This is a genomic window from Agarivorans sp. MS3-6 (assembly GCF_054112545.1).
This window is the reverse complement of sequence record NZ_CM134202.1, coordinates 3,748,515-3,761,008: the sequence shown is the minus strand read 5'-3', so window position 1 is coordinate 3,761,008 and position 12,494 is coordinate 3,748,515. Positions and strand designations below refer to the sequence as shown.

Here is a 12,494-nt window from a genome sequence, read left to right as displayed (position 1 = left end):
TAAGGTTAGTGACTTGCATAGAATTTTTTAACTGCAACCACCAAGCGCTGAATGTCTTGTTGGTTTACATTTAAATGGGTAACAAAGCGCATTGGCGAACCGGCTGTCATTAAAATGCCTTGCTCTGCTAGCTCGGCAGCCAAGGCCACTGATTGCTGCTTTCGACAGCTGGCATAAACAATATTGGTTTGCACCGCGCTGGCATCACATTCAAGCTCTTCAATGCTAGCCAATTGCTCGGCTAAATACCGAGCATTGGCGTGATCATCCGCTAAACGTGCCACATTGTTTTCTAAGACATAGTGGCCCGCCGCGGCAATAATTCCTGCTTGGCGCATACCACCACCGAGCATTTTACGAATGCGCGTTGCCTTAGCGATAAGTTCTTCACTGCCTAACAACAAAGAACCAATCGGCGCACCTAAGCCTTTAGATAAACAAATAGTAAAGCTATCAAAGGGATCGACTAAGTGACGTTCGTCTTGACCGGTTTTTACAATTGCGTTGAAAATTCGAGCGCCATCCAAATGCAATGCTAATTGATGCTCCTCGACAAAGGGGCGAAGACTAGCAACATAGTCCATCGGCAGAACTTTACCACCAATGGTGTTTTCTAAGGATAGTAAGTGGGTCTTAGCAAAATGAAAGTCGTCTGCTTTAATCGCGGCTTTCACCTTATTTAAGCACAAGCTACCATCTGCGTTGTTTTCTACGGGCTGCGGTTGCACACTGCCCAATACCGCAGCGCCCCCGCCTTCATATTTGTAGTTGTGAGCATTTTGACCACAAATATACTCGTCACCGCGCTGGCAATGCGCCATGATGGCCAATAAGTTTGCTTGGGTACCCGAACTGCAAAATAGCGCCGCCTGTTTCCCCATTCGCTCAGCTGCATAGCTTTGTAAGCGATTGACCGTTGGGTCATCACCATAGACGTCATCCCCCACTGCCGCTTTGCTCATTAGCTCGCGCATTGCTGGGGTTGGCTGGGTGACGGTATCACTTCTAAAATCGCTCATTACTCTGCCTCTTGAATATTAGCCTGCAACCATTTCATCGGATCAGGATAGTGAAATTGATAAGCTAAACTCGCTTTTATTTTTTGATTGGTAATCACTTTAGTGCTGCTAGCGCCTTCTACAAAGTTTGGCGGCGCCAGCCCAAGCTGTTCGGCAGCCAAACTATAAAATACTTGCTTGCTGGGGTGCAGATCAGCACTGGCATTAAATTGTTCGCCCCAAACATCTCGCTTAATGAGTTGGCTAATCAGTCCAATACAATCGCTGCGGTGAATAATGTTAATGGGGCTTAACGGGCCGCTGACGGTTTTACCGGACAAAAAGCGGCCCGGTTTACGATGACCGCCAACTAAGCCAGAAAAACGCAAAACACTGGCTTGAAAATCACGGCTATTTAGTAATTCATCTTCAATGTGTTTCAAGGCTTTTCCTGAAGTACTTTCGGCATGTCGCGTAGTGACTTCATCAACCACCCCTTGTTGAGCACCATACACCGAAGTCGATGATATAAAGAGTATTTTTTTTACTTGCTGCTGTTTAGCAGCCAGTAATAAAGCCTTTATTTGAGCAATGTGAAATTCTGCTGTATTGGTTTTTCGGCCAGGAGGAATGTTTATAAGCAACAAATCACACTTAAGTAATGCGCGAATGTCGTTGGAAAAAATATGTGGAATGAGATCCAATTGGTAGGCTTCTATCCCCTGATCGCTTAGCTCTGCTAGCGCGTTGAGCTCACGCCTAGAGCCGAGCACATGGTAGCCATCTTGCAATAAGCTCTTTGCCAGCGGTAACCCTAACCAGCCACAGCCAACAATACTAATTCGCTTTATCACGTACTTTCCCTGTTAAAGAGTATTAAGGCTATTATGCAGTGAATCGTAGGCAAAAAAAACGACCTAATAAATTAGGTCGTAACAGCAAGTTTTTTAAAGTTGTCGATATTTAGAAAAAGCTAAATAAATCTAACAACCTTATTACAGCGGGAAAGTTTCAATCAAGTCATCTCAAACTCAATCTTCAAATGCGGCTAACAGTTGCACTCGATGTGAAAACGATACCAGAAAACGGTTTCAAGACAAGTCAAAAAAAGGCTGCAAGCAGCCTAGATAGTAATTACTTGAATTAGATCACGATTTATTGGCAGCAGAATCACGAACGATCAATTCAGGATGGAATTTCAAGTCCATTATATTAGGCCCTATTTCTTGACCCTTGGTATCCAAAATATCTACAGCCAACTGCGCTGCTCGCTTACCCATGTCTTCAATGGGGTAACGCACCGTGGTTAGCTTCGGGTGGACAAAGCGTGCATAGTGGTTATCGTCATAACCCACTACGGAAATTTGTCCTGGAATATCAAACCCTTTATCACGTAGTGCTGACAGTGCGCCAGCAACCATAGAATCGTTGTATCCTACAATTGCGCTAAACTCAACGCCACGCTCTAACAACTTATCAACAGCTTGACTGCCCCCCACTTCGTCGGGATAAGCACGAGCAATAAGCTGCTCATTAAGCGGACCTGAGGTTTCTTCCATGGCAAAGCGATAGCCAGACAAACGTTCAACACCATCAGAAAATGACAAATCATCAGTGGTAATGAAGGCGATATCTTTATGGCCTTTCTCTAATAAAAATGAAGTCGCTTTATAACATCCTTCATGATTATCTAAATATACACAGCGATGTTCCAAACCTGGAATTAAGCGATTGATAAAGATAAATGGCGTATCACAGTCAGCCACTTCTCTTAGTTCATCATCACTTAAGGCCATTGAGTGGATAATCACGGCGTCACATTGGCGCTGCAGCAAAATATCAATAGCATGACGTTCTTTTTCAGCGCTATGGTGACCCGACATAACAATGGTGTATCGATCAGAAGCATCGACGATCTCTTCAATTCCTTTCATCATTTGCACAAAGAAAGGACCACCGCCTAAATCACCTACAATTAAACCAATACAATCTGAACGCTTACTGACCAGCGCTTGAGCAAAACTGTTAGGGCGATAATGAAGTTCTTCCATTGCTCTAACAACGGCCTCTCGTTTCTCCGGTGCGACCTGAGCAGTGTTATTAATTACTCGAGATACTGTTGAAATCGACACATTCGCCAACTGAGAAACATCTTTAATTGTGGCCAAATTACTTACCCTCTTATCATCTGTAAAAACAGAACAAAACCTGAAACACGATCTTGGCAAAACTATACCAAGACGGAGCAAAACTTGATAGTGAAACCGTGCTACAGAGTGTAAACTATGATCTAAATTTTTGTATTCATTTTTACTGCTATCGACAATTTTTGTTCGTTGCATCAACTAATTAAGCAAATTGATTATGTCACTCATTAGTAAGTTGCGTTGCGCCTTAACCTTAGGCCAAGGAGTGTTACTGTCACTGCCTGAACCTAAAGGTAATGAAGATCCTTTCACCCTATTTGGAGATTGGTTTAAACAAGCTGAAAAATCAGGCATTGTACTTCCAGAGTCGATGACTATTTCGTCTATCGGAGCCGATGGCAGGCCCTCTGCACGGGTTGTTCTACTGAAAGACTTTGACGAAAAAGGCTTTGTTTTTTATACCAATTACACCAGTAGGAAAGGCCAAGAGCTAGATTTAAACCCAGTGGCTTGTTTAACCTTCCACTGGAACATACTGCAACGCCAAGTAAGAATTGAAGGCCGAGTTGAACGTGTTAGCCATGAAGAATCAAGCCAATACTTTCATACCCGTGGGCGTGGTAGTCAAATTGGCGCTTGGGCCAGCCAGCAGAGCCAAGTGATTGCGCAACGTAGCTTGTTAGAGCAGCGAGTAGAGCACTACAAACAAAAATTTTCCAATAAAGACGTTCCGCTACCCGATTTTTGGGGTGGCTATCGAGTTATTCCCGATAGTATCGAATTCTGGCAAGGCAAAGCCGACCGTCTGCACGATCGTTTTCGTTACACCTGTGACGCCAAAGGCTGGAAAGCTGATCGCCTTAGCCCTTAATTAAGGGCGACCATAAGGGTAATTCAGCTCTTGAGGTGTAAGAAACGGCGTAAGCTGTTGCTTACGCCTATGTTGGTAAACAACTTGATAAGCCAAGACACTTTGCACATAGTGGCGAGTTTCTTTAAAAGGTATCGATTCTACCCAAACATCTGCTGGTACATCGCCTCTTTCAGTCAGCCAACGGCTTACTCGGTGTGGGCCCGCATTATAAGCCGCAGCGGCTAAAATACGGTTACCACTATAGCGATCCATTAAACCATCGAAATAAGCACTACCTAAACGAATATTGTCTTCAGGTTTAAACAATTGACTACGCGATTTATATTTAAAACCAATTTTCTTTGCCGTTTCTTTAGCAGTAGCGGGCATTAACTGCATTAAACCGCGCGCGCCTACTGGGCTTTGAGCCAGCGGATACATGGCACTTTCTTGGCGAGCTAAGGCATACAATAAGCTAGCTTCCACTTGGCGTTTATGCGCAAAGTATTCAAACTCTTTATCAAAGCTTAACGGAAAGCGCATTTCCAGTTGGTCCCATTGTTTAGCCACAATGGCTGCTTGTACTGCTAAATCTTGCCAATCATTGTTTAACGCCAATACTCCTAGGTCGAGCTGGCGTAATAAACTAGAGCGACGCAGCATAGTATCCCACTCGGTTCTCGCAGAATAATACTCTTCAAGGGCTAATAACTCTTTCACTTTGAGAACCACCGGATGCTTGTTTAATTCAATCAAGGTATCGGCACTGGTTTGGTGGCTTTGCTCGGCTAACTGATAAGGCTTTTGCAAAAATTGCGCAGCCAGAAAACCATGATAACTTCTTTCTTCAGATAAACGTTCTAGTGTCGGAGTGGCTAAGTTTGTTTGTCCCATTGCGATAAGTGAGCGTGCCTGCCAGTATGTCCAGCGCTCTTGTTGCTGACTCGCACTAGGAAGCCGAGCGATCCATTGGCTTATCTGCGCCCACTGTTGCTCAGCAATCGCCAAACGAATACGCCGTTCGATCGTGGCTTTATCAGGATTTAGTCTTAATTGTCTGTCAGCCCACTTAAGTAAAGGATCTGTGGGTTCGCTAATAACGCGGCGAATTAAATATCGCTCAACACTGGTATACAAATCACTCGATTGACTTAAGGGTTTAGACCAGCGCTCTAAGTGCTCAACGGCAGAATCTAAGTCGCTGCGAGCCAACTTTCTAATGGCCAGTAAGGCGATAGCTTGGTGGCGGCTAGGCTGCTTTATATTAAGCTGACCAGAGCTAAGCACCTGCATCGGTGAGCGATAAGCATTCGCCAATAATTGCCCATCTTTTTTCTTATCACCAGATAGTGGCTTAGCCAGATACTTAAGTAAGCTGGGCTGATTGGCTTGAAAGCTGAGTAGCATGCGTTGCCAGCGCAATTGATCACTAAGATTGCCGGCTTTCTGCCAACGCTCAAATAAAGCATCACAGGCTTTCGGCCTAGAGCGACCATATAGCCATAAGCTCTCAGCCCCTTTCCATGCCTCTGCCACATCGCCGGTTTGGTGTTTTGCGTAATAATGATGACACTGTAAATCGACACTACTAGGGATTTGAGGATAAAAATCTAGCAAGCTTCGCCATTGTTTTCGTCTGGCTAATTCATACATGAAACGTCGCTGAATGGCATTACTTAAATATGACTGGGGATTAGCGCCAATAAATTGCTCAACCTGCGATACAGGTAAGTTATTGATTTGACCACGCAGCTGGTAATACTGGAGATAATCAGACAGAGCGTAATTGCTGAGTTTGCTCATTTGCTTATCTGCTTGGGGCCATTTCTCTGCACGCTGCAACTTTCTTATATCGTTATAAGCTTGTTGCTGAGAACTTAAGTCAGCAGCTTGAGCTAAGCTCAAACTTCCCCCACAGATTAAACAAACAAAAACATGCCATAATCGATGAAACATTAGCGATGGCGCCTGATCTATTGGACTACTGATATTCAGATTAACGCAGCATTGATTAATCGGCGAGTATATTCTTGCTTAGGCTGCGAAAAAAGTTGCTCCGTTTCCCCTTGTTCTACTAATTCACCCTGCTGCATGACCATTACGCGATGGCTTAACGCACGAATTACCGCTAAGTCGTGGCTGATAAATAAGTAGCTAAGGTTATATTTTAATTGCAAATTTCGCAGCAGGTCTAAGAGTTGTTTCTGTACCGTACAGTCTAATGCCGAGGTGGGTTCGTCAAGGATCAGTATTTCTGGTTTTAATACCAACGCTCTAGCCAAAGAAATCCGCTGACGCTGGCCACCAGAAAACTCATGAGGATAACGATGCATAATCTCAGGCGTTAAACCAACATCTTGTAAGGCTTCGGTGACGCGTTGTTTTAGTTGCTTCTCATCCAAATCGAAATGTAGATTTAAGCCCTCACCAACAATTTGTAACACCGACATCCGAGGGCTTAAGCTAGAGAATGGGTCTTGAAACACAATTTGCATAAAACGACGTAAGGGGCGCATTTTTTTAACGCTATAGTGTTCAATGAACTCTTGTTTGAAGGCAATACTCCCTTCACTATCAGTGAGCCTTAATACTGCTTGGGCAAGCGTGCTTTTACCCGAGCCACTTTCACCAACGATGCCTAAGGTTTCGCCGCGTTTTAAGTGAAAGTCAATGCCGTTTACCGCTTTGATATGATCAACCGTACGTTGCAGAAAACCACGTTTAATCGGAAACCACACCTTGAGCTTTTTTACCTCTAACAACATTTCTTGTTTTGCCTGTGGAAGCTGACCGCGGACCGGCTCAGAATCCAATAACATCTTGGTATAAGCATGTTGCGGGGCGGCGAATAGCGCTTGGCAGTTATTAACTTCCACCAACTCCCCTGCCTTCATCACTGCAACCCGACTTGCATACCCACGTACCACATTCAAATCATGGGTAATTAACAGGATCGCCATGCCTAGCTTCTGCTGAAGCTCCTTTAACAATTCTAAAATCTGCTGCTGAATAGTGACATCTAATGCAGTAGTTGGCTCATCAGCTATCAGTAATTTAGGCTCGGTAGCTAAGGCCATAGCGATCATTACGCGCTGTCGCTGCCCCCCTGACAATTGATGCGGAAAACTCGCGAGCCGTTTGTCGGGTTCAACAATGCCAACCAAGTCCAGTAGCTCCAGCACTCGCTCTCTGGCTTGTTGCTTGTGCATGCCGCGATGTACACACAATACTTCACTGATCTGTTTTTCTACCGAATGTAAAGGATTTAAGGAGGTAAGCGGCTCTTGAAAAATCATCGCGATTTGGTCGCCACGTAAGGCTTGTAACAATTTAACAGGCTGATGCAATACCGACTGTTGCTGGAGTAAAATATCACCACTTACCTCAGCATTTTCCCCCAGTAACGACAACACAGATAGCGCCGTGACCGATTTCCCCGAGCCGCTTTCCCCTACTAGCGCAAGCGTCTCGCCATTATAAACATCAAAACTCACTTGTTTTACCACCGGCTCAGGCAAGCCAAAACACACCGATAGCTGCTTAACTTCTAATAACTTATTCATTTCAGCTACCTAAATTCGTTTCCGTGGATCAAAAGCATCACGAGTGGCTTCACCAATAAACACCAGCAAAATTAATATTATCGACATAGAGAAAAATGCCGTGATACCCAACCAAGGAGCCTGCAGGTTGTTTTTACCTTGTGCGACCATTTCACCCAGTGAAGGGGAACCTGGCGGTAAACCAAACCCCAAATAATCAAGCCCGGTTAAGGCGGTGAGCCCGCCAATAAAAATAAACGGCATGAAGGTAAGGGTGGCGATCATAGCGTTGGGTAAAATGTGTCTGGCCATAATAGCGCGGTCACCAACTCCTAAGGCGCGAGCAGCTTTCACATACTCCAAATTTCGGCCCCGAAGAAACTCGGCTCTCACCACATCCACCAAACTCATCCAACTAAACAGCAATAGTATGCCCAGTAGCCACCAAAAGCTTGGCTGTACCAAGCTGGACAAGATAATCAGTAAAAACATCTGCGGCATACCAGACCATATTTCAATAAAGCGTTGGCCCAATAAATCCACTCGCCCACCAAAATACCCTTGCATAGCACCGACCGCGACCCCAATCACTGAGCTACTCACCGCTAACACCATGGCAAAAAGTACCGATAAACGAAAGCCATACAACAACCGTGCAAATACATCGCGGCCTTGGTCATCGGTACCTAGCCAGTTGATAGAACTTGGTGGTGAAGGCGATGGTACGTTTAGGTTATAGTTAATAGTGTCAAACGAGAAGCGCACTGGCGGCCACAACATCCAGCCTCCTTGTTGCTCGATAAGTTCTTGAATATATGGATCAGAATAATCAGCTTCAATGTCTAAATCGCCGCCGAACTGTTGCTCGCTGTATTCGGTAATAATGGGCATCATCCATTGCTGTTGATAGCGAATTAATACTGGCTTGTCGTTGGCCACAAATTCTGCAAATAAGCTACCGATAAACAGTAATAGAAACAGCCAGAAGCTCCAATATCCGCGACGATTGGCCTTGAACTGCGTCCAGCGGCGTTGGTTAATCGGACTGGCTTTAGCCCGTTTCCACTGTGCAACCAGCCCCATGCTAATGCCTCCCCTCAAAGTTAATTCGAGGATCAATCATGGTATAGGTGATATCACTAATCAGCTTCAAGATAAGACCAATCAAAGTAGACATATACAAGGTGCCAAATACGACCGGATAATCGCGATTTACCACCGCTTCAAAGCCTAATAAGCCTAGGCCATCTAAGGAGAATATTACTTCAATCATGAAAGAACCGGTTAAGAAGATACTGATCAAGGTCGCCGGTAAACTAGAAATAACCAGCAGCATGGCATTGCGAAAAACATGGCCATATAACACGCGATTTTCACTTAAGCCCTTGGCTCGCGCGGTCAGTACGTATTGCTTATTTATCTCATCTAAAAAGGAGTTTTTGGTGAGCATGGTAAGGGTAGCAAAACTGCTAATGACCATAGCGGTTACCGGTAATGCTAAATGCCAGAAGTAATCACCTACTTTACCCAATAGGCTTAGCTCTTCCCAATTGGCCGATGTTAAACCGCGCAGCGGAAACCAATCCCAGTAACTGCCACCAGCAAATAAAACAATCAGCATAATAGCAAACAAAAAGTTAGGAATAGCAAACCCCACAGTCACTAAGGTTGAACTCCACACATCAAAGCGACTGCCGTGACGCACCGCTTTGCGGATCCCCAAAGGAATCGAAATGCCATACACCAGTAAGGTAGTCCATAAACCTAGCGAAATAGACACCGGCATTTTTTCTAGAATTAACTCCACCACGCTACTGTCGCGATAAAAACTATCGCCAAAGTCAAAGCGCAAATAATTACCCAGCATTTCAAAGTAACGCTCGTGTAATGGCTTATCAAAACCGTACAATTGCTCTAGTTCTTTCACTAACTCTTCAGGTAAGCCCTGAGCACCGCGATATTGGCTAGAACCACCTGCACCAGTATTACTTTGAATGATTTCAGTATCGACCCCAGAATCAACCCGTCGCGTGGCCGAGGTATCAATACCTTGAATTTTGGCTATCGCTTGTTCAACTGGCCCACCAGGCGCAGATTGAATGATTAAAAAGTTGAGCGTCATGATCCCTAGCAAAGTAGGGATCATCAGTAATAAACGACGAAAAATGTAGCTAGTCATTGAGGTTTTATTCTACCCACCAGCTATCTAACCCTAAAGCGAATTTAGGATTACGCTCTGGTCGTTTGAGTTTATCCCAATAAGCGACACGCCAAGCATTTAAGTGCCACTGAGGCACAACATAATACGACCACAGTAATACTCGGTCTAAAGCCCGAGTAGCATCAATTAGCGCTTGGCGGTCTTCGGCGGCAATCACTGCTTCAATCAACTTATCGACTACCGGACTGTTCACCCCGATGATATTACGCGACCCGACATGCTCAGCGGCTTTACTCCCCCAAAAGTCACGTTGTTCATTACCCGGTGAGGATGATTGACCAAAGCTGCCTACCACCATATCAAAGTCAAATTGTTGCACTCGATTTACATATTGAGATACATCAACCACGCGTACTTCGGTACTGATACCTATTTTTTGAAGATTACGGGTATAAGGTAAAACAATCCGCTCAAAACTTTTTTGGTAAAGTAAAAATTCAATATGCATTTGCTTGCCGTTGCTATCGACTAACTTACCTTTACTTAAGGTCCACCCTTCTCCTTTTAGCAAGGCTAAGGCTTCACGCATTTGCGGGCGAATATTACCGTCACCACGGGTTTTATCTAAGCTAAACGGTTCTGTAAATAGTTGCTCTGGAAGCTGTTCTTTAAACCTTTCAAGTAAGGCGAGTTCACCCGCTTGAGGCAAGCCAGTGGCAGCAAGTTCTGACGCTGCAAAATAACTATCAGTACGTTTATAGGCGCCATAAAACAATTGCTCGTTAGTCCACTCAAAATCAAACAATAAGCCAATCGCCTTGCGCACATCTGGCTGCTTAAATAGCTGGCGACGAGTATTAAATACGAAACCCTGCATGCCCTGTGGGTTTTCATTTTTTAGGGTATCGGTATGGACTTGGCCCTTGTCAAACATCGGCCCGGTATAAGCAGTAGCCCAATCTTTAGCGCTGGTTTCTATTCGGTAATCTATTCGTCCTGACTTAAACGCCTCTAAAGCCACTGAGGAGTCGCGGTAGTACTCATATTTGACGCTAGCGATGTTATAACGGCCGCGGTTAACCGGTAGGTCTTTGGCCCAATAATCTTTCACTAAGGCATAACTGACTGAGCGTCCGGTATCAAATTTGTCTATTTGGTAAGGTCCCGAACCTAAGGGGATGGTGAGGTCGGCTTTAGCAAAATCGTGTTGCTGCCAAAAGTGTTTTGGAAAAATCGGTAATTGCCCCAAGATGAGCGGTAACTCTCGGTTGGTACCATCGACAAAACTAAAACGAACACTCAATGTAGATTCGGCTACGGCCTCTTTGATACTGCCGTAATAAGCCCGATAGAATGGCGCACCTTTTTCCATCAACAAATTAAAAGTGAAAACAACATCTTCGGCGGTCACCGGCTGACCATCATGAAAACGCGCCTCAGGACGTAAGTTGAAGCGTACCCAAGAGCGATCGTCTGCTAAGTCTATACTCTCGGCTAACAAGCCATATTGAGCAAAGGCTTCATCGTCATTTGCGGTTAATAACGTATCGTATATTTGCCCTATCCCAGCGGCCGGATTCCCCTTTACGATAAAAGCATTAAAAGTATCAAAGGTACCTTGCGCTTCGTGGGTAATCGTTCCTTGCTTTGGCGCATCAGCATTAACATAAGGGAGCTGAGTAAAATCTGCCGCTAAAGCTGGTTCACCATGCATCACCAAGGCATGGGAGCGACTAAATTCTTCGGCATGAGCGGAGCCAAAAACCAAAAGACAAATTGCCGATAACAGCCGTTTCATAATGAGCGCTTCCTTATTTGAATGAATCGAATCATTAACTTACTTATATACCTACTAGTTATAACCGACTCGAAACTAAAAGATAAAGCGCTATTGAGCAAATTTACACTGAAATCACCGAATAAATGACTCAGTGGCATGGCTAATGATAAGTTTGGCTGATAAATGAACTAATATAGAAGAGACAACCAAAAAGAGTGAAGAAATAAACAACACAGAGAAGATTAACAGACGCAGCAAAGGCGAATGGCGATTTAGTTCGCGGTCGAGGTGACCCAGTAACTTGCCTTGTTATCTTTTCAAATGTGCCGAATAAAGCCCTCGGATTCAAGCATTATTGTGTTATTTATCCTACTTTTCGCTAGATAGTCACATTCAAGCTTGAGGAAACTTTAAGGCTTATAAAAAAGTGATCTAGAACTGGTTTTTTATTTTTAGAGATCGTATTCTGAACTTGAAATAATTACTACAGAGTCTTTGGGAGGCTTATGATTATTGATATTACCAGCAAGAATATTTCTATTACCCCAACCATTCGTGAGCACATTGCCGCGCGCTTTGAAAAATTGGAAAAAAATCAAATTCCGCTCATCTCACCAAAAGTGATCATTACCACCGACAACAAGAAGGTAAAAGTAGAAGCGAAGATTAACCTGCCAAACGGACAACTGTTTGCCAGCGATGAGCACCAAGACCTGAGTGTGGCGATTAATAACTTAGGACAGAAATTGGAGCGACAACTGCACCGTTTCCAAGACAAGCCTAATGCCCACCGCTCTAGCCGTTCAGGGAAAGATTTCTTAAGAGAGCCTGCCGAAATTGATGACGGCGAGCCTAATCCAGAGGATGAACAAGCCGCATAAGGCTTAGTTAATAAAAGTAATACCAAGGATTAATCTCTTGGTATTACTTGACTTTAACATGATTGCTTTTTAGTCTGATCGCATGAAAATATTCAACACCCGATTTTTGTTTGGTTTCTTTTTTATTCCACC

Annotated in this window: 10 protein-coding genes and 1 other annotated feature (1 of these 11 only partly in view); of the genes, 2 read left to right on the top strand and 8 right to left on the bottom strand. The window is 44.3% G+C overall.

Annotation, left to right across the window (positions count from 1 at the left end):
* Window positions 1–5: 5 nt before the first annotated feature.
* From ltaE to ACVFI8_RS17365, 3 genes are all read right to left on the bottom strand, one after another.
* Window positions 6–1,019, bottom strand: a complete 1,014-nt coding sequence (gene ltaE, locus ACVFI8_RS17375; protein ID WP_248712333.1) for a low-specificity L-threonine aldolase — start codon at window positions 1,017–1,019, stop codon at window positions 6–8.
* Window positions 1,019–1,852: an SDR family oxidoreductase gene (locus ACVFI8_RS17370; RefSeq protein ID WP_457872073.1), complete on the bottom strand. Its 834-nt coding sequence runs from the start codon at window positions 1,850–1,852 to the stop codon at window positions 1,019–1,021. Before ACVFI8_RS17370 ends, ltaE begins: the two co-directional genes overlap by 1 nt.
* 294 nt (window positions 1,853–2,146) lie before the next feature.
* A complete protein-coding gene (locus ACVFI8_RS17365) occupies window positions 2,147–3,166 on the bottom strand; it encodes a LacI family DNA-binding transcriptional regulator (RefSeq protein WP_248712335.1) in 1,020 nt (339 codons plus the stop codon).
* A gap of 196 nt (window positions 3,167–3,362) precedes the next feature.
* On the opposite strand from ACVFI8_RS17365, the gene pdxH reads away from it, so the two are divergent.
* Complete coding sequence (pdxH, locus tag ACVFI8_RS17360; RefSeq protein WP_457872071.1) at window positions 3,363–4,016, top strand: pyridoxamine 5'-phosphate oxidase; 654 nt, start codon at window positions 3,363–3,365, stop codon at window positions 4,014–4,016.
* Here pdxH and ACVFI8_RS17355 read toward each other — a convergent pair whose 3' ends face one another.
* From ACVFI8_RS17355 to ACVFI8_RS17335, 5 genes are read right to left on the bottom strand one after another with little or no spacing between them, the layout of a single operon-like run.
* Window positions 4,017–5,954, bottom strand: coding sequence for a transglycosylase SLT domain-containing protein (locus ACVFI8_RS17355; protein ID WP_457872069.1), 1,938 nt, complete (start codon window positions 5,952–5,954; stop codon window positions 4,017–4,019).
* A 35-nt stretch (window positions 5,955–5,989) separates the two neighbouring features.
* Complete coding sequence (locus tag ACVFI8_RS17350; RefSeq protein WP_248712338.1) at window positions 5,990–7,561, bottom strand: ABC transporter ATP-binding protein; 1,572 nt, start codon at window positions 7,559–7,561, stop codon at window positions 5,990–5,992.
* Between the two features lie 9 nt (window positions 7,562–7,570).
* Window positions 7,571–8,623 carry an ABC transporter permease gene (locus tag ACVFI8_RS17345; RefSeq protein ID WP_248712339.1) on the bottom strand — a complete coding sequence of 351 codons (1,053 nt, stop codon included), beginning with the start codon at window positions 8,621–8,623 and terminating at the stop codon, window positions 7,571–7,573.
* 1 nt (window position 8,624) lies between these two features.
* Complete coding sequence (locus ACVFI8_RS17340) at window positions 8,625–9,719, bottom strand: microcin C ABC transporter permease YejB (protein ID WP_248712340.1); 1,095 nt, start codon at window positions 9,717–9,719, stop codon at window positions 8,625–8,627.
* 7 nt (window positions 9,720–9,726) lie between these two features.
* Window positions 9,727–11,499, bottom strand: a complete 1,773-nt coding sequence (locus tag ACVFI8_RS17335; RefSeq protein WP_457872067.1) for an extracellular solute-binding protein — start codon at window positions 11,497–11,499, stop codon at window positions 9,727–9,729.
* A gap of 488 nt (window positions 11,500–11,987) precedes the next feature.
* On the opposite strand from ACVFI8_RS17335, the gene hpf reads away from it, so the two are divergent.
* On the top strand, window positions 11,988–12,362 hold the full coding sequence (gene hpf, locus ACVFI8_RS17330; protein WP_248712342.1) for a ribosome hibernation-promoting factor, HPF/YfiA family: 375 nt from the start codon (window positions 11,988–11,990) through the stop codon (window positions 12,360–12,362).
* A gap of 87 nt (window positions 12,363–12,449) precedes the next feature.
* Window positions 12,450–12,494 (top strand) — a sequence feature (Phe leader region) (it continues 83 nt past the right edge of the window).